The following is a 22,477-nucleotide window of genomic DNA, read 5'->3' as shown; positions in this document are numbered from 1 at the left end:
CGCCGCGCCGTCAGAAGACCGACACGTGGACGTGGTCGTAGTGGTTGGCGGTGACGCCGCCCCGATCGGACATGGGGTCCCAGCCGCCGCCCGACCGGATGTCGTAGTAGCGCTGCTTCCAGATGATGTACATCACGCCGATCTTCGACCCGTTCTGGATCAGCCACTCCGCCAGCGCGTCGCCGCGCTCCTCGTCGGCCCCGCTGGCGGCGCGTCCGCCGCTGGACATCATGAAGTCGCAGGCCCGGCCCTTGCCGTGCTCGCCGGGGTCGCCGGGGCGCAGGCAGCCGACGCCGTACGGCATGGGGAAGTTCGCCATGATGGCGGCCCGGACGGCGATCATGCGCGGCGTGAGGCCCTCGGAGCCGCCGGGCTGCTGGAAGCCGTACTTGGCGAGCAGGCGCTCGATGTCGCGGCGCTTGCCCTGCATGACCTTGATCTCGCGCTTGAGCTTCTCCACCTTGTCGTCGGCCGCGACCTCGGCCTTCTTGGCGTCCTCGATGAGCTTCTCGACCTGGCGGACCCGGCCGGCGCGCTCGGCGGCGATGTAGCTCATGTTCGCCGCCTGGGCGAGCGCCATGGACGGGTCGCCGTCGTAGCCCACGAGCCCGACGCCGTCGAGGGGGCCCATGATGTACGTGTTGCGGGCGATCGCGGACACGTCGGCCTTGGCACGGGCGAGGCGGGCCTTCAGCGCACCCGACGTCTTTATGGCCCTGCTGACCTGGAGCTTGATCTCCTCCAGGCTCTGGATCTGGCCGCGGTAGCGCTCGTTGAGCGCCTGCGCCTGCTTGGTGAGCCTGCGCAGCTCGGCGGGGTTGGGGGCGGCCGTCGCGGCCTGCGGCAGGGGGAGTAAGAGCAGGCCCAGGAGAAGGACGGCCAGCAGGGCGACGCGACCGACCATCACGCCCGTCCTCCCCTCATAGACGGTCCGAAACTATAGAAGATGATCTTGATGACTGTCACCTGAACGACCGAACCGGCACACCTTTGACGACCTATATCGCGATAAATCACGTTTTGTCGCTTCTAACCGACCGGGCGGCGGCGGCGCCCCGCGGCCCCCTTGCGCGCACGCACAGAACATGGTTCGGTCGGCTTGGGCACTCCCTTTTCCCAACCAAGCATCCGGTCAAGCAGGAGGCTCTCGACATGCGCCAGCACGACACGCTGTTCATCGGAGGCGAGTGGGTGGCCCCCGCGGGCACCGGAACGATCGATGTGATCTCCCCGCACACCGAGGAGGTCGTCGGCCGCGTGCCCGACGGCACGGCCGCCGACATGGACCGCGCGGTCGCCGCGGCTCGCGAGGCGTTCGACCGCGGCCCCTGGCCACGCATGACCTTCGCCGAGCGCGCCGAGGTCCTCGCCCGGCTGGCGGAGATCTACGCCTCCCGGCAGAACGAGATGGCCGAGCTGATCACGGAGGAGATGGGCTGCCCCATCACGTTCTCCCACCTCGCGCAGGTGCCCCAGCCGCTCGGCACCCTCCAGTTCTACGCCGAGCTGGGCCGCACGTTCGCCCAGGAGGAGCAGCGACCCGGCATGTTCGGCCCGACCACCGTGCGGCGCGAGCCGGTGGGCGTGGTGGCGGCCATCGTGCCGTGGAACGTCCCGCAGTTCGTCGCCATGACGAAGATCGCCCCCGCGCTCCTCGCCGGCTGCACCCTCGTGCTCAAGCCCGCGCCCGAGACGCCGCTGGACGCCTACCCGCTGGCCGAGATGGCGCAGGAGGCGGGGGTCCCGGCCGGGGTGCTCAACATCGTGGCCGCCGGCCGCGAGGCGGGCGAGCACCTGGTCTCCCACCCCGGCGTGGACAAGGTGGCCTTCACCGGCTCGACCGCCGCCGGCCGCCGCATCGCCTCCATCTGCGGCGAGCAGCTCAAGCGGGTCAGCCTGGAGCTCGGCGGCAAGTCGGCGGCCATCATCCTCGACGACGCCGACCTGGCCTCCAGCATGGGCATGCTGTCGATCGCCTCCCTGCTCATCAGCGGCCAGGCGTGCGTGGCCCAGACCCGCATCCTGGCCTCGCGCAACCGGTACGACGAGGTCGTCGAGGCCGTGGCCGGCATGGTCTCCTCGCAGCAGGTCGGCGACCCCGCCGACCCGGCCACCGGCATCGGCCCCCTGGTCGCCCGGCGCCAGCAGGACCGCGTCGAGGGCTACATCAGGATCGGCATGGACGAGGGCGCCAAGGTCGTCGTCGGCGGCCTCGACCGGCCGTACGAGCGCGGCTGGTACGTCACCCCGACCGTCTTCGCCGGGGTGAGCAACGACATGCGCATCGCCCGCGAGGAGATCTTCGGGCCGGTCCTGTCGGTCATCCCGTACGAGGACGAGGCCGACGCGATCCGCATCGCCAACGACAGCGACTACGGCCTGGCCGGCTCGGTCTGGACGGCCGACACCGAGCACGGCATGGACGTCGCCCGCCAGGTGCGCACCGGCACGTACGGGGTCAACTGCTTCACGCTGGAGGCCAACGCGCCCTTCGGCGGCTACAAGGCGAGCGGCGTCGGCCGCGAACTGGGCCCGGAGGGACTGGCCGGCTACCTGGAGCACAAGTCGATCATGCGACTGGGCTGAGGGCCCGAGCAGCGGGGCCCCGGCACCGGAGTGCCGGAGCCCCACCGGGATCGGCGAGCACCCAGCGCGCCCCCGCAACGCTAGGTGCCGCTGACGCGGCTACCTGTGGCGGCTCGCTGAACGCGAGCCACCAGAGGTGCGACCGTGCCCCCTGGCCGCCAGAGAACGACAGCCACGACCCACGGATGTGGATCACTGTGAGCAACCGCCCGGATACATGAAGTATGTCCTACGGACCCCGCCGGCGGCGGTTTCCTTCCCCAAGGACTTTCTCCCGGCGGATTTCTTCCATCCGCTCTAGGTAGACGCGTATTACTCACGAAAGGTTCGTTGTGATCCACTTTCCGATCCGATGGATGAGTTCGGGGGTCGCCGCGGACTCCGCGTGACCGTACCCCGGCTCGATCCAGAGCTCCTTGGGCTCGCGCGCGCCGTCGTGGAGCTGATGGGCGTGCTCCAGCGGGAAGAACGCGTCCGCGTCGCCGTGGACGACCAGCAGCGGCGTCGGCGAGATGAGCGCGGCGGCCTCGTACGGCGGCATCGGGACCGGGTCCCACTGGCCGCTGGCGATCCGCGTGCGCTTGGCCACGCGCGCCGCCCACCGGCCCAGGGGCCGTTCGATGGCCCAGTGGACCTGGCGCATCGGCTTGGTGCCCCGGTAGTACCAGCGGGCCGGGCCGCTCACCGAGACCACCGCTCCCACGCCGCCGCGCAGCCCCGCGTGGCGCACCGCGACCGAGGCGCCCATCGAGAAGCCCACCACCGCGATCCGCCGGTAGCCGACCACCCGGGCGTGCCGGACGGCGGCCTCCACGTCGAGGATCTCCAGGTCGCCGACCGTCGTCTCGCCTCCGGAGCGCCCGTGGCCGCGGAAGTCGAAGGCGATCACGCCGCCGTACCCGCTCAGCACGTGCACGATGCGCCGCGCGGTGCGCTCCCGCCACGACCCGGTGAACCCGTGCGCCACCACGATCCCGACCTCGTCGCCCGCTCCGGCCGCGGGAGGCGTGTGGGCGGCGTCGATGCGGACGCCGTCCTCGGTGCGGAGCATGACGGGGAAGTTGGGCGCGAGCGGCATGCAGCCGAGCCTACGACGGGCAGCCGTCGCTCCCCAGGTCGGCCACGCTGACCACCATCCGCACGTGGGAGCCGTCGGCGGCGTCCATGGCCTGCGGCAGATCGGAGATCATGACCCGGGCGCGGCTGGCGAGGATGCGCCGGCGCAGCTGCCACGGGTCGAGCTCGACCGGCACCGGCCAGGCCACTCCCCCGGCGGCGATCACCGCGTCGGTCGCCACCAGCAGGTCCGACCCCACCGGCAGGCAGATGACCACCGTGTCGCCCGCGCGCACGCCCCGCCGCCGCAACTGCGCGGAGGCCGCGGCCGACCGCTCGTCGAGCTGCTCCTCGGTCAGGCCGACGCCCGTGCCCCAGTCGACCATGACGATGCGCTCCTCCATGCCGCCACGGTAGGTGCCGGCCGCCGGCGGTGCATGAGGCGGATTATGCAGATCGCTATGCAGAAGTGCCGAGGTGCCGGGTCGCCCAGACCGCGATCTGGGCGCGCGAGCTGTAGCCGAGCTTGTCCATGATGTTGGCGATGTGCCGGGCCACGGTCGCGGGACTGATCACCAGCTCCGCGGCGATGGCCCGGTTGGACAGGCCGCGGGTGAGCAGCGCGGCGATCTCCTGCTCGCGCGCGGTCAGCAGCATCCGCCGGACCTGGGCGACGGACACCGGCCCGACCGGCCCGACCGGCCCGACGGGCCCGACGGGCCCGACCGGCTCCATCGGCCCCGGTGGCCCCACCGCGACCTGCCCTGCCGGCGTCACCGGCCCGACCGGCACCGCCGCGACCGGCACCCGCGCCGTCCTCGCCGCCCGCGCCGCCGTCGCGACCCCGGTCACCGCCGCGGCCGGCGCCCTCGCCGCCTCGCACGCCGCCGCGGCGTCCATCCCTGCAACCCCGGGCACCGCCCCGGCGCCGGCGATCACCTCGCCCGCCACAGGACCGCCCGCGGCCACGACGTCCACCCCACTCAGCTCGATCGCGTCCACCACGTCCGCCACGTCGGCCACGTCCGCCGGGCCGGCGAACGGGGCCCCCGGCCGCTCGGCTCCTCTCCCGCCCGCCAGGACGAGTCCGGCGACGTCGAGGGGGTCGGCCTCCCGGCCGCCCGCCCACAACGCGGCGGTACGCCCCTCCCCCAGCCTGGCTCCCGCCCGGGTGAGCAGTTCCTCGACCCGGGTGCCGGTGGAGCGCTGGCGGATCGTCTCGCGCAGCGCTGAGGCCGCCGCGGCGGCCAGCACCGCGCCCTCCAGGTCGCCCTCGGCCTCGGCCAGCACCGACAGCCCGACCAGGCAGCGGGCCACCCCCCGGCGTTCACCGGCCCGCGTGCTGAGCGTCAGGCTCGCCGCCAGCCGCTCCCGCGCCAGGTCGTACTCGCCCAGCATGGCCGCCACCCGGCCGATCCTGGCCAGGCACCGGGACAGATCGACCCCGCTGCTCGGCCCGCACCCCAGCTCCCGCAGCCACGGCACGGCCCTCTCGTAGTGGGTCATGGCCGTCACCAGGTCGCCGCGCGCCTCGGCCACCGCGCCGAGCTGCGCCGCCGTACGGGCCATGATCCAGCGATGGCCGTGCTCGCGGGCCCGCAGGAACGCCTCCTCGGCGTGGCGCTGCGCCTCGCGCAACCGGCCGCGGACCAGCGCGACCGCGGACAGGCCGGCGAGGGCGGCCGCCTCGTTCCACGGGTCGGCGGCGGCGCGGGCCAGCGCCAGCCCCTCCTGGGCGTGGCGCAGCGCCTCGTCCGGCCGTCCCAGGCGCAGCAGCACCATGACGCACAGGCTGTGCATCACGCCCGTCGGGAACGGCCCCGCGTCGCCGAGCCGCCCCATGCTCTGCGCGACCAGCTCCAGCGCCCGGACCAGCTCGTCGCGCGCCTCCAGGCCGTAGGCGAGGTACGCCTTGGCCCGCGCCACCTGCTCGTCCGGCACCTCGGCCAGGTCAAGGGCGAGCAGCCGTTCCACCCAGCCGACGACCTCGGTGGGGCCGCTGACGGGCAGCAGGCTCGTGCTGTGGAAGCACAGCCACAGCCCGCGCCGCGCGTCGCCGGACTCGATCGCCCAGTCGAGCGCCGCCCGCTGGTCGTCGGCCAGGGCGCGTCCGGCCTCGAGGGCGGCCAGCCGTCGCGCCCACGGCAGGCGCGGCTCGACCAGTTCCTCCAGGAAGTGGCGTTCCTGCAGCTCGCACAGCACTTCGAGATGGCGCGCGCGCACCATCTCGCGCTCGCCCTCCTCGCGCAGCCGGCCCGCCGCGAACCGTTTGATCGTCTCCAGCAGGCGGTAGCGGCCCCGGCCCTCGTCGCGCAGCACCAGCGACTTGTCGACCAGCCCGCCGAGCAGGTCGAGGATCTCGGTCTCGGAGACGGGCGGCTGCGCGCACACCCGTTCGGCGAGCTCCAGCTCGAACGGGCCGGCGAACACCGACAGCCGCCGCAGCAGCACCTGCTCGCGCGGCGAGAGCAGGTCGTGGCTCCACTCGATCGTGGCCAGCAGCGTGCGGTGCCGTTCGGGGGCGGTGCGCCCGCCGGTGGTCAGCAGGGAGAAGCGGTCGTCGATGCGGTCGACGATCTGCCCGGGGGTGAGCAGGCTCGTCCGGGCGGCGGCCAGCTCCAGCGCGAGCGGGAGACCGTCGAGGGCCCGGCAGAGCCGCACCATGTCGGGCAGGCTCTCCGGGCCGAGCCGGGCCCCGGCGGCCGCGGCCCTCTCCCGGAACAACCGCACGGCCTCGGCGTCGTAGACGCTCCTGACCGCCCGCGGGTCGCCTTCCAGGCCGCTCGCGCACGCCCCCGCCCACGGCGCGCCGGCCTCGTCCTGCCCGGCCCAGTACTCCTGGAGTCCGAACGCGGCGGCCCCTTCCGGTGGCCCGTCCGCCCCGGGAAGAGGGATCGCCGCAGCGGAAAGAGGGATCGCCGGCGTGGGCGCCTCGTCGCTGGAGCCGACTCCGGACAGGACCACCCCGGCGGGGACCGTGCCCCACCCGGAGGTCGCGTCGTGGCCGGGCGGAGCCCCGTCCGCCGGAGCCCCGCCCGCGGACATGGCGCCGCGCGGGAGGGCGTCGTCCGGCGTGGCGTCCGTCCCCGGCCGCGCGGCACGTACCAGGAGCCTGCCGAGAGCGGACGAGGCGGAGGCCGCGGCGGCCAGAGCCGGGGAGGGGCAGGCCGCGCGGGCGTCGGCCGGCGGGGACGCGGCCGGGGCGCGCGGGAGCAGGGCGTCGGCCGGAGGCAGGTCGAGGGGCGGCACCCGCCAGACGATCTCTCCCGTGATGCGGAGCGGCTCGCGGCTGGTCGCCAGGATCCCCACGTGCCGGCACGAGGCCACCAGCTCGGCGCTGACCCGGGCGCACGCGTCGATCAGGTGCTCGCAGTTGTCGAGCACCAGCAGGCAGCGCGTGTCGCCCAGCCGGGCGGTCACGGTGTCGAGCAGCGGACGGCCGGGCTCCTCGCGCACGCCCAGCACCCTGGCGAGCTCGCCCTCGACCAGCTCGGGCCGGGTGACCCGGGCCAGCTCGACCAGCCAGACCCCTCCGGGGCGGCTCGGCACGAGCCGGGCGGCCACGCGCAGCGCCAGCCTGGTCTTGCCGATGCCGCCCACCCCGCACAGCGTCACCAGCCGCGCCCAGCCGTCCCCTCCCTCGCGACGGTGGTCCTCCCCGTCCTCTCCCGGCAGGCCCCGTTCGAGGGCGAGCCGGTCGAAGGCGTCCGACGGCTGCGGCCGGTCGCGCCGCCCGTGATCGTCGCCGCCGCCCTGACGCGGCACCGCGAGCGCCCCTCCGGCCCCGGCCTCCACGGGCCACGCCTCCGACGGGCCTCGGGCGCGCCGGTCGCCGAGCAGGGCGCACAGGTCGTCGAGGTCGCGTTCGCGACCGACGAAACGGTTGGGTTCGGCAGGAAGGTTGTGCATGGGGGGCTGCGGCATGTGGTCACCCTGCGTCACGGAACGATCACAGTTTCCCACAGTGTCGCACTTCTCAGAGGCCGAGGGACCTCACGATCGCTCTTTCGTCCAGAACGTGTAGTTCCGGATCGGCGGAGAGCTTGCGGGCCAGCTCGGGGTGGGCGATCGTGACCGAGACGGCGTGCTCGGCGATCAGGATGCGGCAGCCGAGGACCGACGGCTCCTGCGCGATCACCACGCTGGACCCCGCGGTCATCGCGATGTCCACCACCCACAGCCCCTTGAACGGGTCGTCGCTCACCGCGGCGAGCACGGTGTCCCACTCCTCCAGCAGGAGCTCCTCGTCGATCTCGCGCAGGTGGTCGGTCAGCTCCTCCAGCCGCAGGGTCCGCCCGCTGTACAGGACCAGCGCGGGGCCGCACAGCGGCCCGAAGTCGACCGTGCGCTCGCCCTCCAGGTCGGCGAACGGCTTCGCGCCCGGTGACGGCTCCACGGTGAAGACGTGCTCCACGTCGGCCCTGACCGGGCCGTGCAGGCGCTGGGCGATCATCATGCGGGCGGGGCCGCGCAGGTGGAGCGCCGCCACGCCGCCCGCCCAGACGACGGAGTGGACCGCGACGGCCAGCTCGATGCCGAGCGGCAGGTCGATCAGCACCTGCTCGCCGTAGCGGAGCCCGCGGGCGCGCAGCCCGCCCGCCACGCGCGTGACGCGGCGCGCGAACGCGCTGCGGGCCAGCACCTCCCCCGTGCGGACGTCGGTCATCGTCGGGTCGCCGTCGTGCTCGGCCGCGGCCCCCATAACCAGTTCCGTCCAGGTCATGGCGACAATGTAGGGACCCCAGACGGCTGAGGCATGCGCACAATTGTGCATCCCGCTATGTACCTCTGGCCGACGGCGCCCGTCGCGCGCCAGGCCTGCCCCGGTTGGTCCGGGATAGTGTCGTACGTCTCGGCAGAGCGGTCCGCACGTGCCATGACCAGGGATCAACTAGACTTGACTGAGCCGCGACATCGCGCGGCGGCCCCCACCGACACAGAGCGAGACGTCATCATGCCCTTGAACAGCCGCGACGACCTGCGGAACATCGCGATCATCGCGCACGTCGACCATGGCAAGACCACGCTGGTCGACGCCATGCTCTGGCAGTCCGGGGCCTTCCGCGCCAACCAGGACGTCGACGACCGCGTCATGGACTCCAACGACCTCGAGCGCGAGAAGGGCATCACCATTCTCGCGAAGAACACCGCGGTCCAGCACGGCGGCATGACCATCAACATCATCGACACCCCGGGCCACGCCGACTTCGGCGGCGAGGTCGAGCGCGGCCTGTCGATGGTCGACGGCGTCGTGCTGCTCGTGGACGCCTCGGAGGGCCCGCTGCCGCAGACGCGCTTCGTGCTGCGCAAGGCGCTGTCGGCCAAGATGCCGGTCATCCTGTGCATCAACAAGGTCGACCGGCCCGACGCGCGCATCAAGGAGGTCGTCGACGAGGTCTACGAGCTCTTCATGGACCTCGACGCGACCGAGGAGCAGATCGACTTCCCGATCGTCTACGCCTCCGCCAAGGCCGGCCGGGCCTCGCTCAACCGTCCCGAGGACGGCGGCATGCCCGACTCCGGCGACCTGGAGCCGCTGTTCGACATCATCAAGTCGACGATCCCGGCCCCGACCTACGACCCGAGCGCCCCGCTGCAGGCCCACGTCACCAACCTCGACGCCTCCTCCTACCTCGGCCGGATCGCGCTGTGCCGCATCCACCAGGGCGTCATGCGCAAGGGCCAGCAGGTGGCCTGGTGCCGCACCGACGGCTCCATCCAGCGCGTCAAGATCACTGAGCTGCTGATGACCGAGGCGCTGGAGCGCAAGCCGGCCGAGGAGGCCGGCCCCGGCGACATCATCGCCATCGCGGGCATCCCCGAGATCATGATCGGCGAGACGCTGGCCGACCCCGACGACCCGCGTCCGCTGCCGCTGATCACGGTCGACGAGCCGGCCATCTCGATGACCATCGGCACCAACACCTCGCCGCTGGTCGGCAAGGTCAAGGGCGCCAAGGTCACCGCGCGCATGGTCAAGGACCGCCTGGAGAAGGAGCTCGTCGGCAACGTGTCGCTGCGCGTGCTGCCGACCGACCGCCCCGACGCCTGGGAGGTGCAGGGCCGCGGCGAGCTGGCGCTGGCCATCCTGGTCGAGCAGATGCGCCGCGAGGGCTACGAGCTGACCGTGGGCAAGCCGCAGGTGGTCACCAAGGTCATCGACGGCAAGGTGCACGAGCCGGTCGAGCGGCTGACCGTCGACTGCCCCGAGGAGTACCTCGGCGCGGTCACCCAGCTCCTGGCCGTCCGCAAGGGCCGCATGGAGCACATGACCAACCACGGCACCGGCTGGATCCGCATGGAGTTCGTGGTCCCGGCGCGCGGCCTGATCGGCTTCCGCACCGAGTTCCTCACCGAGACGCGCGGCACCGGCCTGGTCCACCACGTGTTCGACTCCTACGAGCCGTGGTTCGGCGAGCTGCGCACCCGCAACAACGGCTCGCTGGTGGCCGACCGCTCCGGCCCGGTCACCGCGTTCGCCATGCTCAACCTCCAGGAGCGCGGCACGCTGTTCGTCTCGCCCACCACCGAGGTGTACGAGGGCATGATCGTCGGCGAGAACTCCCGCTCCGACGACATGGACGTCAACATCACCAAGGAGAAGAAGCTCACCAACATGCGCTCCTCCACCAGCGAGGAGACCGAGAAGGTGATCCCGCCGCGCGTGCTGTCGCTGGAGCAGGCCCTGGAGTTCATCCGCGAGGACGAGTGCGTGGAGATCACGCCCGACGCGGTGCGCATCCGCAAGGTCGTCCTCGACGCCGCCACCCGCGGCCGCGCCGCCGCCCGCGCCAAGCGCGCCTGACACCCCGCGTGACCTGGCCGGACGTGGACGCGTCCGGCCGGTCGGCGGGGCCCGTACCCGCGTCCTGACAGCCGGGTTCTCCCCCTGTTCGGACAGGTGTGACCACACCGTTACCCCAGTACGCAGAACATCCGGCCCTGCCCGTGGATCATCCAGACTGTGGGGAAGCTCCGGATCGTCGTCGCGTTCGGGCTGGCCATGGTCTCGCTGGCGGCGATCCTCTGGTGCGTCGCGGCGGCCCGGCCGGTCGTCGCGCCCGCGCGTCCGGCGGGCCCCGAGGTCCCCGACACGTGGGAGCTGACGGCCGGGCGCACCGCCGCCGAGTTCGCGACCCAACGTGAGGCCACCACCGAGGTCGTGCTGGGCCGGGCGAGCCGCGCCGACCTGACCGGCGTGCCCGCCGGGCGCATCGACGAGCGGCAGACCCAGGTCAAGGTGACGATCACGCACCGGCTGCGGATGCGCGCCGCCGACGAGCTGGTCGCGACGCTGCGGCAGGGCAGCGAGTTCCCCGGCGGCATTCAGCGCTTCACCGACGACGGGTTCGGCGCGATCAAGGTGCTCGGCGCCGTGCTCGCCCCGACGAAGCGGCTCGCGCCCGTCCTGACCACCTCCGCCGGGCACACCACGGTCGAGTTCCGGGTGACGATGCTGCGCCAGCTCCAGCCCGGCGAGCTGATGGAGCTGGGTTTCCGTACGCCCACCGGCCGGCCGCTGATCGTGCTGCGGCGCGCGGTCACGGTGTTCCCCGGCGAGTGGACGACGCTGCGCGTCCAGGGTGTGCGGCCGTCGCGGGAGGACCCGGAGCGGCTGGAGTTCGCCGTCGGGTACTACCCGGTGAGCGTGACGCTGGCCCAGGACTCCTACGGGTTCCCCGACCGCGAGGAGGAGGACGACTTCTCGTGGGCGACCGCGCTCGGCATCGGCACCGCGGTGGTGCTCGCCTGGTACGTCCTGCGGGCCATGGGCCTGGCCTGGTGGCGGCAGACGGCCAACCGCGAGTTCGCCATCGGCCTGGCGCTGGCCGCGCCGACCCTGCTGATCCCGCTCGTGGTCAAGGAGTTCACGCCGTTCGCGTACGTGATCCTGTTCGGCGCGGTGCCGGCGCTGGCCGTCTGGCACGCCGGGCGGGTGCTGCCGACGAGCCCGCCGTGGACGGTGCGCGAGGTGCTGGGCGTGACGGGCCTCGGCGTGCTGCTGAGCGTGGGCATGCTGTCCTGGTCGTGGCTGCACGAGCAGCTCCCCGGCCGCACGCTGCTGACGGGCGCCGCGATCGCGGCGCTGGCCGCCGCCGGCTCCGCCGTGGGCTTCAGCGCCGACCTGGGCATCCGCATGGTCGCGGTACGGCTGGCCGCGTTCGCCGCCGGGTCGGCGGTCGCGCTGCTGGCGCTCGCGCTGTGGGCCCGGGCGCTGGCCGACGGCGTCTACCCGCCCGACAGCGTGCGGCTCGTGCTGTCCCTGGGCTGGGCGCTCATCCCCATCGCCGCGGTCGCCGTGGCCACGCGGCAGTGGTCGAGACGGGCCGTCGTGGTGGCCGTGGTCGTGAGCTTCCTGGTGCAGGGCTGGCCGACCGAGTGGCTGGACGCCGGGTCGTGGAGCCTGCCCCTCGCCACGCCCGGGGTGGAGCCCAAGCTGGGTGACCTGCCGCTGAGCCCGCTGATGCGGGGCATACTGGGCCTGCTGCTGCTCGGGTTCGGGCTGCTGGTGCTGCGGCTGCGCCGCTTCGGCGGCTCGGTGCGCGCGATCAGCCTGCCGGCGGCCGAGGGCACGATGATCGCGGGGCTGATGGTGCTGTACCTGACGCCGCGCGGCAGCATCACGATCGCCGACAGCGACGTGCCGCTGCCGCTGCTGTCGATCACCTCGATCGTGGCCTGGCTCGCGGCGCGCTGGCTGCTCGTCACCCCGCACCCGTCGGTGGTCGAGCCCACCTCCCCCGACGAGCACCGCGAGCTGATCAGGGCCGCGCTGCACAAGCGGCTGCTGCTGATCTCCGAGCAGGAGCTGTACCGCATCGGCCGGGGCAAGATCGGCGCGGGCGAGATGACGATGGAGGACTTCGACGAGCGGCGGCACGCCCTGGAGGAGGCGCTGCGCCTGCACGGGCGCGACCCGGAGACCGCCTTCGCCACCGCCGCCGGCTGCCCGCCGTGGGTGAACGGCGTGTACGGCTTCGTGGTGAGCCTGCTGCTGAGCCTGCCGTTCGCGTTCCTGTACGGCCGGCCCAACGGGGTGGACCTGAGCAGCTTCGTGTTCGACATGCGCTACCTGCTGGCGCTGCCCGCCTTCGGGTTCCTGTTCGGGTACTTCTACCCCCGCATCCGCGGCACCCAGCCCATGACCAAGGCCCTCTACCTCATGGCCGCCGCCCTGGCCACCGAGCTGTCCGGCTACCTGTCGACGCTGGTCGAGCCGGACATCGGCGGCCTGGACAAGGTGCAGGTGGTGGCGATCGTGGGCGGGGAGGTGGCGCTGGTGTGCATCGGGCTCGGGCTGTACTGGGAGTGGCGGCTCATGCACCTGGCCGGGGAGCCGTGGGCGCGGGTGCGCAACATCCGCAGCGTCCGCAGCCTGGCCACGCCGCTGCTCGCGGTGCTCATCGCGGCGGTCACCACGGCCGCCACCTCGGCGGCCGGGCAGACGGTGGACCGCATCCTCAAGGGCGACGAGCAGGTCACCACCTCGACCTCCAGGTAGGGCTAAGCCGCCTCGACCTCCAGGCAGGGCTGACCCGCCTCGACCTGCAGGGAGGGCTGACCCGCCTCGACCTGCAGGCAGGGCTAGCCCGTCGCCGAGGACAGCACCACGTAGCCGGCCGCGGAGAACCGTACCCGGTAGCCCTGCTCGAGCAGCGTCCGCACGCGGGCCTGCTGCTCCTCCACGTCCGGGAACGGGAACGTGCGGCGGTCCACCACGGCCACCACCCACGGCGCCCGGCGCGGGGTGCGGTCCCACAGCAGCACGGTGGCGCGGCCGGACAGCGCGGGGGCGAGGTTGTTGGCGGCCTCGACCAGCGCGCCGTCCGGCACGGCGGCCACGGCCGCGGCGGCGGCGCTCTCCCGCGCGTCGCGCCGGTAGGAGGCGGGGTCGGCCAGGTCGGCCAGCGCGAAGAACGGCACGGTCGCGACCGCGAACGCCACCACGCCGACCGCCCACGCCCGCGCCAGCCGCGCGCCCCAGGGCGCCCGTCGCGCCTCCAGGCGGTCGCGCAGGCGGCGGATCGCGTCCACGCCCGCCGCGAGGACGACGACCACGACGAACGCGTTGTAGTGGTACTCCGGCACCCACCAGTTGGGGAAGGAGCTGGCCAGCATGCGCTCGGCCAGCAGGGGCGCCGCCACGAGCAGGATCGGCGACCCCGGCGCCGCCAGCAGCGTGACGCCGAGCAGCAGGACCAGCGTGAGCAGTTTCACGGGCGGGCTGCCGAGCTGCGCCACCACCGCCAGCGGGTCGGTCAGCGCGGTGCGGGCGGCGGCCCCGGCGTCCGCACCCAGCGCGCCGTACGCCCAGTAGTAGTCGGCCCGCCCGCCGAACAGCGGGATCAGCACCTGCGAGGCCAGCCACGTGGCCGCGAGCCCGCCGGCCGCCAGGGCCGCGCCCAGCGCCCGCCACCCGCGCCGGCCGAGCAGCACCACGCCGAACCCGGCGACGAGCAGCCCCATGTCCTCCTTGACGCACAGCAGCGCCAGGGCGGCGAGCACGACATGGGCGCGCCGCCCCGCCTGCCACCGTTCGAGCAGCAGGCCGGTGAGCAGGGGCGCGAACGCGGCCTCGTGGAAGTCGAACGCCGCCGTCTCCACGACCGGCCACGACAGCGCGTACGCGACGGCCACGAGGTGCGCGGCGCGCACGCCCAGGGCGCGCCGGGTGAACACCCACAGCGGCACGGCCGCCGCCGCCAGCAGCACGGCCTGCGCGAGGAGCAGCGTGGCGGGGCCGTCGTGGATCCAGTAGAGGGGCGCGAGCACGGCCAGGACGGGCGACCAGTGGTCGCCGAGCACGGTGAAGCCGGGCCCGAAGTCGTTGTGGACACCCTTGATCACGGCCACCGGCAGGCCGAGCCGCGAGTAGGACCGGACCGCCTGATCGAAGATCACCAGGTCGTACGCCCCGGCCCGGAAGCCCGCGAACCGCACGAACGAGACCGCGCCGTACAGCAGGGCCGCCACCACCGTGATCGCCGCCAGGACCCACCGATCCCGCCGCTCCGGCCGCTCCGGCCGCTCCGCCGCGCGGACGCCGTCATCGGTCGCCGTCACGCCGTCCCGCTCCCGCGTCCATGCCGCCGGACGCCGCCACTCGTCGCCGTCACGCCGTGCCGCCCGCGTCGCGGGACGTCGCCGTTCGTCGTCCTCACGCTGTCCCGCTTCTCCCTGCCGTCACCGCCCCGGCACGCCTCGGCGCGGCCCGTCGCGCGGGCACGGCGTGCTCCCCCGCCACCTCTCCGACAAGCCGTGACGGATCCTGACATCCCCCATCATCCCGCCCCAGCGGCGGTGGCGGGTCCGGTCAGCGGCGGCGGGGCAGCTCGCTCCCCCGTACGTGCGTGGCCAGCCAGTCGACCAGCGGCGCGTACGCCCGCCAGCTCTCGCGCACCCGCTCCACGACCTCCTTCGTGTGGATCCACGGCTCCGGCGGGAAGCGGCGGCCGGCGTGCAGCGAGCGATGGCGGAGCAGGTCGATGCGCGGATGGTCGGGCGGGTAGTCGCGGGGCCGGGTCTTCAGCCGGTCGCCGCCCTGCTCGTAACCGGCCGCCAGCAGCTCGGCGACCACGGCCTCCAGCGGCTCGCCCGACAGGTCCTCGGCGACGGCCGCGCGGTAGCGGGCGATCTGGTCGGGCGCCTGGGTGTAGCAGCCGCCCGCAGTGAAGAGCCCGTCGGCGCCGATCTGGACGTACAGCCCGATGCCCGGCATGCGGTCGACGAAGGCGCCCTGGTGGGTCTTGTACGGCGACTTGTCCTTGGCGAAGCGGACGTCGCGGTGCGGCCGGAACAGGTGGGCCTGCCCGAACTCGGCGGCCAGCTCCTCGGTCAGCGCGAGCATGGGCGCCCGCACCGCGTCCTCGTAGAGGTGGCGGTGCCGGGTGAAGTACGTCTTCGTGTTGTCCGCCTCAAGGCCCTCGTAGAAGACGAACGCCTCGTCGGGGAAGCCGGTGAAACCCATGGGGCCAGCCTGCCACGTCCCACCGACAACCCCTCACCGCTCCTTCGGGTTCTCCACGCCGGTGTACGTCCGGCCCGGCAGCGGCGCCCTGCCGTACAGCTCCGACACCGTGACGAAGCGGTAGCCCTTGCTCGCCAGCGTGTCCAGCACCCGGGGCACCGCCGCGACGCTGGTCGGGTGGATGTCGTGCATGAGCACGATGGAGCCGGGGGGCGCGGCGCCGGCGCGGCGGGCCACGATCCCGGGGTCGCGGTCGCGCCAGTCGAGGGTGTCGACGCTCCACAGGATCTGCGCCAGCCCCTCCAGGCGGGCCTGCTCGGCGACGCGGGCGTCCGTCGCCCCGTACGGCGGCCGCATGAGCCGCATGCGCACCCCGGTGGTCCGTTGCACGACGGCCTCGGTGTCGGCCAGCTCGCTCCTGAGCCGTTCGTCGGACATGGCGGTCAGCGGCGGGTGGCTCCAGGTGTGGTTGCCCAGCTCGTGCCCGTCCTCCACCATGCGGCGGAGGAACCCGGCGTGGTCGGCGGCCACCATCTCGCCGAGCACGAAGAACGTGGCCCGCACGTGCCGGTCGCGCAGCAGGTCGAGCAGCTTGCCGGTGTACGGGCCGGGCCCGTCGTCGAAGGTGAGCGCGACGCACTTGCGCCGCCGGCAGTCGACCACGCGGCGGGCGGGCCAGTCGGGCTGGACGGCGGCCAGGCGGCGGGCGAGCACACCGGGGTCGGCGACGACGGGCGGGCGCGGGGCGGCGACGGGGGGCGTGGACCTGGTGCCGCAGCCCGCCCCCAGCGTCAGCGCCGCCATGGTGAGCGCCGCCACCGCCGTCCGCGCCGCCATCGCTCTCAGCGTCGTGCACGGGGCCGCGGCGGCGCCCCGGTCACGGGTAGTCCTGCGCCAGGTTCCCACGCGACTCTTTGGCCAGGTCATCCCACCACAGTGGGACATCGGCCTGAAGTTCTGTGAAGCGACGCGCCACCCTTATGGCACATCCGACCGCATCCGTACCCAAATGCCGACGTTTGACCGGTCCTTCCTGCCATCGGTAAAACCCGTCCCGATAGCGGACGACCAGGCCGATCCAGACGGGCAGCGTGACGTCGTCGCCCATCTCGTACGCGGTCGTGACGCCGAGCACGCGCAGCTCGGCCCGGAGCCGCTCCGTCGCCGCGCGGGCCTCGGTCACGCGTCACCCCCTGCCGGCGATCGGACGCACACACAGGGATGTACCCACCCACGGCTCACAGCCGACAATGACATGTCGTCATCATGCAGCTCCGCAGGGTGACGGGGAGGCCGTTCGGCGTCATCGGGACGGCCGGGTGCCGATCAGTGGTCGGGAGCCTCCCGCGGCTCGGCCACCACCATGATCAGACGGAGCTCCTCGTGGCCCAGGTTGGCGTACCGGTGCGGGCGGTCCGCCGTGAACAGGACGGCCGCGCCGGCCCGGACGAGGTGGCTGCGGCCGTACACGGTGAGGGTCATCTCGCCCTCCAGCACGGTGACCATCTCGCGGGTGCCGGGCGGGTGGGCGTCGCCGTCGTGGTGGCGGCCGGGGGCCAGCCGCCAGTCCCACAGCTCCAGGATCATCGGCTCGTCCGCGCCGACGAGCAGCCGGGCCCGCACGTCGCCCTGGTCGAACGTCACCACGTCGGCCTCCTCGACGATGCGCACCGTCGGCACGTCGGAGACCTCGACGAGCCGCGCCACGGTGACGCCGAGGGCGGAGGCGATCCGGGTGAGCGTCGAGACGCTGGGGTTGGTCCGTCCCTGCTCGACCTGCACGAGCATGCCCCTGCTGACGCCGGAACGGGCGGCCAGCGCGTCGAGGGTCAGGCCGCGGTGCGAGCGCTGGGCGCGCACGTTGTTGGCGATGGCCTGCGTGATCGTCTCCGGGTCTTCCATGGGTGCAGTGTAGTGATATCGATTTGCAGTCTGGTGCACCTTATGTGTTGTACTAAGAGTGCACTCCAATGGACTGGACGGTGAGAGCACATGACTGCGGTGATCCTGGCGACCGCGTGCGCCGTGGTGTACGGCACGGCCGACTTCTTCGGCGGGCTGGCCACCCGGAGATCGCCGGTGCTGGCCGTCGTGGTGCTCTCGCAGCTCGCCGGCCTGGCGCTGATCGCCGGGCTGCTCCCGCTGCTGCCCGGCCTGGCGAGCGGCCCGGCGCTGCTGTGGGGCCTCGCGGCGGGGCTGGCGGGCGCGGGCGGGCTCGTGCTGTTCTACCGGGCGCTGGCCACGGGCGTGATGTCGGTGGTCGCGCCGGTGGCCGCGGTCACCTCGGCGGCGCTGCCGGTGCTGTGGGGGCTGGCCAAGGGCGAGCGTCCGCAGGCCGTGGCCATGGCCGGGGTCGTGCTGGCGCTCGGCTCGGTCCTGCTCGTCAGCCAGGACCGCTCGCCGGCGCGGCGGGGCGGCTCCCGCGGCTCGGTGCTGATGGCGCTGGCCGCCGGCACGGGGTTCGGCGGGTTCTTCGTGCTGCTCGACCTGGCGCCGGACGACTCCGGGCTGTGGCCGCTCGTGGGCGCCCGCCTGTCGTCGGTGACGGCCGTGGCGCTGGTCGCCCTGGCCACGCGGAGGGCGCTGCGGCCGGGAAGCGGCGCGTGGCGGGTGATCGCCGCCGCCGGCGTGCTCGACATGCTGGCCAACGTGCTCTACCTGCTCGCCCAGCGGCAGGGGCTGGTCAGCCTGGTGGCGGTGCTGGTCGCGCTCTACCCCGCCAGCACGCTGCTGCTGGCCCGGCAGGTGCTCGGCGAGCGGCTGCGCCCCCTCCAGGTGACCGGCGTGACCTGCGCGCTGGCGGCGGTCTCCCTCATCGCCTTCGCCTCGTCGGGGGCGTGACGCCCGCGGCCCCCATGCGGCCCGGGCCGTTGCATGGGAGACAAGCGCTTGCTACGTTTCGGCCGTGCGCCCTGACCGGGCACGACCCGACGGTGAGTCGCTCAGGCATGTCGCGGTGCCGTACGACTCGGACGAGGACTTCCTGCGGCTGCTCCTGCCGCGCGTGCGCGGCGCGCTGCGTGCGGGCAGGCGGGTGCTGGCGGTGGTCACCCCCGCCCGGCTGGAGCTGTTACGGGACGCGCTCGGCGCCGACGCGCCCCGCCTCGACAGCCGCGCCCGCGCCTCCTGGTACGCCCACCCGCACCGCGCGCTCGCGGCCCAGCACGAGTACACCCTGGGCCGGCGCACCCTGGTGATCGGCGAGCCGCCCTGGACCGGGCGCACCGACCGCGAGGTGCGCGAGTGGATCCGCTACGAGTCGTGATCAACGCGGCGCTCGGCGGCGCGGCGGCCGAGCTGCTCTGCCTGTACGGCGCGAACGGCGTGCCGGAGGAGGCCCGGGCGCACGTCCCGCTCACCCACCCGTACCTGCTCGGCCCGCACGGCGAGACGCCCAGCCCCGGCTTCGTCGAGCCGCACGAGCTGGTGCTGACCGGCGACGACCGGCCCCTGCCGGGGCCGAGCGGGCAGGTGGAGTCGGTGCGGTTCACCGCGCCGGAGCTGCGGCGGCTGCGGCACACGGTCGGCGACTACGCGCGGGCGGCCGGCATGGACCGCGACCGGGCCGCGTCACTGGTGCTGAGCGTGTCGGAGATCGCGGCCAACAGCGTCGAGCACGGCGCCGGGCACGGGACGATCACGATGTGGGTGAACGGGCGGGAGCTGATCTGCGAGCTCGCCGACCCGGGCGGGGCGCTGGAGGACCCGCTTCCGGGCTACATACCACCGGAGCCCGAATCCTCGCGAGGATACGGGCTCTGGATCAGCCGTCAGCTCTGCGACCTGGTGGAGCTGCGCACGGAGGACGGGACGCTGCGCGTGCGGCTCCACATGCGCCTGGGCGGGCGGCGGGGGACGGGGACGGTGTGAGAGGTCAGGCGGCCGTGCGCTGGGCCGGAGGACGGAAGGCGCCCTCTTCCACGGCGTACGGCTCCAGCATGGTCCGCAGCTGGCGGCGGCCCCGGTGGAGGCGGGACATCACGGTGCCGATGGGGGTGCCCATCCGCTCGGCGATCTCCTTGTACGCGAACCCCTCGACGTCGGCCAGGTACACGGCCACGCGGAAGTCCTCGGGCAGGGAGCGCAGCGCGTTCATCACCACGTTGTCGGGCAGCCGCTCCAGCGCCTCGGTCTCGGCCGACTTCAGCCCGGTCGAGGAGTGCGACTCGGCGGCGTGCAGCTGCCAGTCCTCGATCTCCTCGGCGGCCGACAGCTTGGGCGAGCGCTGCCGCTTGCGATAGTCGTTGATGAAGTTGTTGGTGAGGATGCGGTGCAGCCACGCCTTGAGGTTGGTGCCCTCGCGGAACTGGTGGTAGGACGTGTACGCCTTGGCCACCGTCTCCTGCACGAGGTCCTCGGCGTCGGCGGTGTTGCGGGTCAGGCGCATGGCGGAGGCGAACAGCTGCGACGTCACGGGCACGACATCGCGCTCGAACCAGTCCTGACGCTGCTCTTCGGTCATAGTGATCAAGTTTCCCCCTAGCGCTATCCCATCTCGGCACAGGTCGGCCCGCAGCAAATCCATGGTGTCAACACCCACGTAAGGGCCGCGTTAACGGTTACGCCTGGTCAGAGAGGTGAGAAGTCCATCTGCTCGCGGCGTGCGTTATCACGTCCACGGCTGGACTTGTCTCAGTACCATAACACTATCCACCCAATTCTGCGGAAAAAGTGGCCGGAGTCACATGAGATAGCGTATGCACATGGATTTTGTGGATCGTCACGACACGAGGACGCGCCACTGGGTGGCCGAGGCCATCCGCACAGTGGAAGCCGACGCCAACCGGAGTTGTGACACGCACCTTCATGTCTTTCCGCTGCCCCCGCAGTGGGGGGTAAACCTCTACTTGAAAGACGAGTCGGTGCACCCCACCGGTTCACTCAAGCACCGTCTGGCCCGCTCCCTCTTCCTCTACGGCCTGGCCAACGGCTGGATCGGCCCCGACACGACGATCGTCGAGGCGTCCAGCGGCTCGACGGCGGTGAGCGAGGCGTACTTCGCCCGGCTGCTCGGCCTGCCGTTCATCGCGGTGATGCCGGCCTCGACCTCGCCGGAGAAGTGCCACCTCATCGAGTTCCACGGCGGCAAGTGCCACCTCGTCGACGACCCCACCACGATCTACGACGAGTCGCGCCGCCTGGCCGCCGAGACCGGCGGCCACTTCATGGACCAGTTCACCTACGCCGAGCGGGCCACGGACTGGCGCGGCAACAACAACATCGCCGAGTCCATCTTCGCCCAGATGGCGATGGAGCCGCACCCGGTGCCCGCCTGGGTCGTCGTCGGCGCCGGCACCGGCGGCACGTCGTCCACGATCGGCCGCTACATCCGCTACCGGCGCCACTCCACCCGCCTGGCCGTGGCCGACCCCGAGGGGTCGGCCTTCTACCCGTCGTGGGTGTCGGGCGACGTCACGGTCACCGCGCGCGGCTCGCGGATCGAGGGCATCGGCCGGCCGCGGGTGGAGCCGTCGTTCCAGCCGTCGGTGATCGACCGCATGCTGGCCGTGCCGGACGCCCGGTCGATCGCGGCCATGCACTGGGTGCGCGAGGTGACCGGCCGCGACGTCGGCGGCTCGACCGGCACCAACGTGGCCGCCTGCGTCGAGCTGATCCGGGAGATGCGCGCCGCCGGCGAGCGGGGCAGCATCGTGACCCTCATCTGCGACGGCGGCGAGCGCTACCGGGGCACGTACTGCGAGCCGGCCTGGCTGGCCGCCCAGGGGCTGGACATCCACCCGCACCTGGACGACCTGCGCCGCTTCCTGGCGAGCTGAACCCGGGGGCCGCGGCCCTCAGGCGGCCCTGGCCGGGTCGACGGAGAAGAACCCGGCCAGGTCGTCCAGCATGGCGTGGGCGCCCTGGATGCCGACCGCGGTCATCCACGTCTGGTCGCTGACCTCGTGCTTCGTCCCCTTGAGCTTGCCCCACAGCGGGTTGGCGACGAACTTGTCCTTGTACTTGGCCGCCTCGGGGTCGCCGTAGGTGGCCACGAAGATGTGCTCGGCGTCGAGGTCGGTGATGCGCTCCTGGCTGACGTCGACCACGATCGAGTCGGTGGCCGTGGGCTGGCCCTGCGGGCGCGGGAAGCCGACGTCCTTCAGCACGATGCCGGAGTAGGACTTCTCGACGTAGAGCCGGGCCGTCGGCTCGCCGGCGAAGCGGACGATCGAGATGGTGGGCAGCTTCCCGCCCTCCTTGGCCTTGATCTCCTCGCCGATCTTCGCGGCGCGGGCCTCGTACTCCTTGATCCTGGTCTCGGCGAGCTGCTCCTTGCCGAGCGCCTGGCCCATGAGCCGGACGTTGTCCTTCCAGATGGCCCCGGTGCTCTCGCTGAAGACAGTGGGCGCGATCTTGGAGAGCTTGTCGTACAGGGCCTCGTGACGCACCTTGGCCGAGACGATCAGGTCGGGCTTGAGCGCCATGATCTTCTCCAGGCTGGGCTGCTCCAGCGTGCCGACCGCGACGGCCTCCTTGCCGTACTGGCCGGCGACCGTGCCGAGGTAGTCGGGCAGCTTGGCCTCGATGGAGCGGTAGGTGGTGTAGCCGACCACCGGGGTCTCCAGCGTCAGGACCGCGTCGACGAAGCTCTGGTCGAGGGCCACGACCCGCTTGGGCTGCGCCGGGATCGCCGTCTCGCCCATCGCGTGCTTGACGGTGCGGAACGGCTTGCCGGCCTGGCTCGTCGCCGAGGCGGTCGTGGACCCCGTGCCGCCCGAACCACAGGCGGCGGCGAGCCCCGCCACCAGCATCGCGGCCACCACAGCGCGCAACCGTCTCATCGAAACCCCTTCCCGGGCAAAAACTTAGGCAACCCTTATTTAGGTTAGCCCTGCCTAAGCTGGCATACTTCAGCGGGACGGGCAA

Annotated in this window: 19 protein-coding genes; 7 read left to right on the top strand and 12 right to left on the bottom strand. The window is 72.9% G+C overall.

The window, feature by feature from the left end; all coding sequences use genetic code 11:
• Positions 1-10: 10 nt before the first annotated feature.
• Positions 11-904, bottom strand: coding sequence for a VldE C-terminal domain-containing protein (locus tag HT134_RS35380; protein ID WP_217708773.1), 894 nt, complete (start codon positions 902-904; stop codon positions 11-13).
• 248 nt (positions 905-1,152) lie between these two features.
• Between HT134_RS35380 and HT134_RS35375 the strand changes: the two genes are divergently transcribed.
• Positions 1,153-2,586 (top strand): aldehyde dehydrogenase, encoded by a 1,434-nt coding sequence (locus HT134_RS35375; RefSeq protein WP_175604819.1) that lies wholly within the window; start codon positions 1,153-1,155, stop codon positions 2,584-2,586.
• A 316-nt stretch (positions 2,587-2,902) separates the two neighbouring features.
• On the opposite strand, the gene HT134_RS35370 is transcribed toward HT134_RS35375, so the two are convergent.
• Genes HT134_RS35370 through HT134_RS35355 form a run of 4 tightly spaced genes read right to left on the bottom strand, consistent with a single transcriptional unit; the run spans position 2,903 to position 8,365 of the window.
• On the bottom strand, positions 2,903-3,664 hold the full coding sequence (locus tag HT134_RS35370) for an alpha/beta hydrolase (RefSeq protein WP_246366123.1): 762 nt from the start codon (positions 3,662-3,664) through the stop codon (positions 2,903-2,905).
• 10 nt (positions 3,665-3,674) lie between these two features.
• Entirely contained in the window at positions 3,675-4,046 is a 372-nt protein-coding gene (locus HT134_RS35365) for an AMP-binding protein (protein WP_175604818.1), read from the bottom strand.
• 55 nt (positions 4,047-4,101) lie between these two features.
• Positions 4,102-7,566, bottom strand: coding sequence for a LuxR C-terminal-related transcriptional regulator (locus HT134_RS47300; protein WP_175604817.1), 3,465 nt, complete (start codon positions 7,564-7,566; stop codon positions 4,102-4,104).
• A gap of 52 nt (positions 7,567-7,618) precedes the next feature.
• Positions 7,619-8,365, bottom strand: coding sequence for a hypothetical protein (locus HT134_RS35355; protein WP_175604816.1), 747 nt, complete (start codon positions 8,363-8,365; stop codon positions 7,619-7,621).
• 231 nt (positions 8,366-8,596) lie between these two features.
• On the opposite strand from HT134_RS35355, the gene typA reads away from it, so the two are divergent.
• Together typA and HT134_RS35345 are read left to right on the top strand one after the other, a co-directional pair.
• Entirely contained in the window at positions 8,597-10,447 is a 1,851-nt protein-coding gene (gene typA / locus HT134_RS35350; protein WP_175604815.1) for a translational GTPase TypA, read from the top strand.
• A 159-nt stretch (positions 10,448-10,606) separates the two neighbouring features.
• On the top strand, positions 10,607-13,144 hold the full coding sequence (locus tag HT134_RS35345; RefSeq protein WP_175604814.1) for a hypothetical protein: 2,538 nt from the start codon (positions 10,607-10,609) through the stop codon (positions 13,142-13,144).
• Between the two features lie 83 nt (positions 13,145-13,227).
• Here the strand turns inward: HT134_RS35345 and HT134_RS35340 are convergent, their stop codons facing one another.
• From HT134_RS35340 to HT134_RS35320, 5 genes are all read right to left on the bottom strand, one after another.
• On the bottom strand, positions 13,228-14,706 hold the full coding sequence (locus tag HT134_RS35340) for a DUF2079 domain-containing protein (RefSeq protein ID WP_175604813.1): 1,479 nt from the start codon (positions 14,704-14,706) through the stop codon (positions 13,228-13,230).
• 250 nt (positions 14,707-14,956) lie between these two features.
• On the bottom strand, positions 14,957-15,610 hold the full coding sequence (locus tag HT134_RS35335; protein ID WP_175604812.1) for a DUF2461 domain-containing protein: 654 nt from the start codon (positions 15,608-15,610) through the stop codon (positions 14,957-14,959).
• A 33-nt stretch (positions 15,611-15,643) separates the two neighbouring features.
• The gene (locus HT134_RS35330) at positions 15,644-16,447 is read right to left on the bottom strand and encodes a polysaccharide deacetylase family protein (protein ID WP_175604811.1); all 804 of its coding nucleotides are present in this window, start codon (positions 16,445-16,447) and stop codon (positions 15,644-15,646) included.
• A gap of 40 nt (positions 16,448-16,487) precedes the next feature.
• The gene (locus HT134_RS35325) at positions 16,488-16,793 is read right to left on the bottom strand and encodes a hypothetical protein (protein WP_175604810.1); all 306 of its coding nucleotides are present in this window, start codon (positions 16,791-16,793) and stop codon (positions 16,488-16,490) included.
• A gap of 143 nt (positions 16,794-16,936) precedes the next feature.
• Positions 16,937-17,512, bottom strand: a complete 576-nt coding sequence (locus tag HT134_RS35320; protein WP_175604809.1) for a helix-turn-helix domain-containing protein — start codon at positions 17,510-17,512, stop codon at positions 16,937-16,939.
• Between the two features lie 90 nt (positions 17,513-17,602).
• Between HT134_RS35320 and HT134_RS35315 the strand changes: the two genes are divergently transcribed.
• The 3 genes from HT134_RS35315 to HT134_RS47885 all read left to right on the top strand — a co-directional run bounded on the left by HT134_RS35315 (position 17,603) and on the right by HT134_RS47885 (position 19,480).
• Positions 17,603-18,451 (top strand): EamA family transporter, encoded by an 849-nt coding sequence (locus HT134_RS35315; RefSeq protein ID WP_175604808.1) that lies wholly within the window; start codon positions 17,603-17,605, stop codon positions 18,449-18,451.
• Between the two features lie 64 nt (positions 18,452-18,515).
• Complete coding sequence (locus tag HT134_RS35310; RefSeq protein ID WP_175604807.1) at positions 18,516-18,875, top strand: MEDS domain-containing protein; 360 nt, start codon at positions 18,516-18,518, stop codon at positions 18,873-18,875.
• Entirely contained in the window at positions 18,854-19,480 is a 627-nt protein-coding gene (locus tag HT134_RS47885; protein WP_175604806.1) for an ATP-binding protein, read from the top strand. Before HT134_RS35310 ends, HT134_RS47885 begins: the two co-directional genes overlap by 22 nt.
• A 4-nt stretch (positions 19,481-19,484) precedes the next feature.
• Here the strand turns inward: HT134_RS47885 and HT134_RS35300 are convergent, their stop codons facing one another.
• The gene (locus HT134_RS35300) at positions 19,485-20,072 is read right to left on the bottom strand and encodes a sigma-70 family RNA polymerase sigma factor (protein ID WP_175592315.1); all 588 of its coding nucleotides are present in this window, start codon (positions 20,070-20,072) and stop codon (positions 19,485-19,487) included.
• A 241-nt stretch (positions 20,073-20,313) separates the two neighbouring features.
• On the opposite strand from HT134_RS35300, the gene cds1 reads away from it, so the two are divergent.
• Complete coding sequence (gene cds1 / locus HT134_RS35295) at positions 20,314-21,387, top strand: L-cysteine desulfhydrase Cds1 (protein ID WP_175604805.1); 1,074 nt, start codon at positions 20,314-20,316, stop codon at positions 21,385-21,387.
• Between the two features lie 18 nt (positions 21,388-21,405).
• Here cds1 and HT134_RS35290 read toward each other — a convergent pair whose 3' ends face one another.
• Positions 21,406-22,392, bottom strand: a complete 987-nt coding sequence (locus tag HT134_RS35290; protein ID WP_175604804.1) for an ABC transporter substrate-binding protein — start codon at positions 22,390-22,392, stop codon at positions 21,406-21,408.
• Positions 22,393-22,477: the final 85 nt, after the last annotated feature.

This window comes from Nonomuraea rhodomycinica (genome assembly GCF_013363995.1).
Taxonomy (GTDB): domain Bacteria; phylum Actinomycetota; class Actinomycetes; order Streptosporangiales; family Streptosporangiaceae; genus Nonomuraea; species Nonomuraea rhodomycinica.
The sequence above is the reverse complement of the archived record's forward strand: the minus strand, read 5'-3'. Positions and strand labels throughout refer to the sequence as shown.

Coding starts and splice junctions, on each gene's coding strand:
- HT134_RS35380 (WP_217708773.1), bottom strand. CDS start 904: ATGGTCGGTCGCGTCGCCCTGCTGGCCGTCCTTCTCCTGGGCCTGCTC.
- HT134_RS35375 (WP_175604819.1), top strand. CDS start 1,153: ATGCGCCAGCACGACACGCTGTTCATCGGAGGCGAGTGGGTGGCCCCC.
- HT134_RS35370 (WP_246366123.1), bottom strand. CDS start 3,664: ATGCCGCTCGCGCCCAACTTCCCCGTCATGCTCCGCACCGAGGACGGC.
- HT134_RS35365 (WP_175604818.1), bottom strand. CDS start 4,046: ATGGAGGAGCGCATCGTCATGGTCGACTGGGGCACGGGCGTCGGCCTG.
- HT134_RS47300 (WP_175604817.1), bottom strand. CDS start 7,566: ATGCCGCAGCCCCCCATGCACAACCTTCCTGCCGAACCCAACCGTTTC.
- HT134_RS35355 (WP_175604816.1), bottom strand. CDS start 8,365: ATGACCTGGACGGAACTGGTTATGGGGGCCGCGGCCGAGCACGACGGC.
- typA (WP_175604815.1), top strand. CDS start 8,597: ATGCCCTTGAACAGCCGCGACGACCTGCGGAACATCGCGATCATCGCG.
- HT134_RS35335 (WP_175604812.1), bottom strand. CDS start 15,610: ATGGGTTTCACCGGCTTCCCCGACGAGGCGTTCGTCTTCTACGAGGGC.
- HT134_RS35330 (WP_175604811.1), bottom strand. CDS start 16,447: ATGGCGGCGCGGACGGCGGTGGCGGCGCTCACCATGGCGGCGCTGACG.
- HT134_RS35320 (WP_175604809.1), bottom strand. CDS start 17,512: ATGGAAGACCCGGAGACGATCACGCAGGCCATCGCCAACAACGTGCGC.
- HT134_RS35315 (WP_175604808.1), top strand. CDS start 17,603: ATGACTGCGGTGATCCTGGCGACCGCGTGCGCCGTGGTGTACGGCACG.
- HT134_RS35300 (WP_175592315.1), bottom strand. CDS start 20,072: ATGACCGAAGAGCAGCGTCAGGACTGGTTCGAGCGCGATGTCGTGCCC.
- cds1 (WP_175604805.1), top strand. CDS start 20,314: ATGGATTTTGTGGATCGTCACGACACGAGGACGCGCCACTGGGTGGCC.
- HT134_RS35290 (WP_175604804.1), bottom strand. CDS start 22,392: ATGAGACGGTTGCGCGCTGTGGTGGCCGCGATGCTGGTGGCGGGGCTC.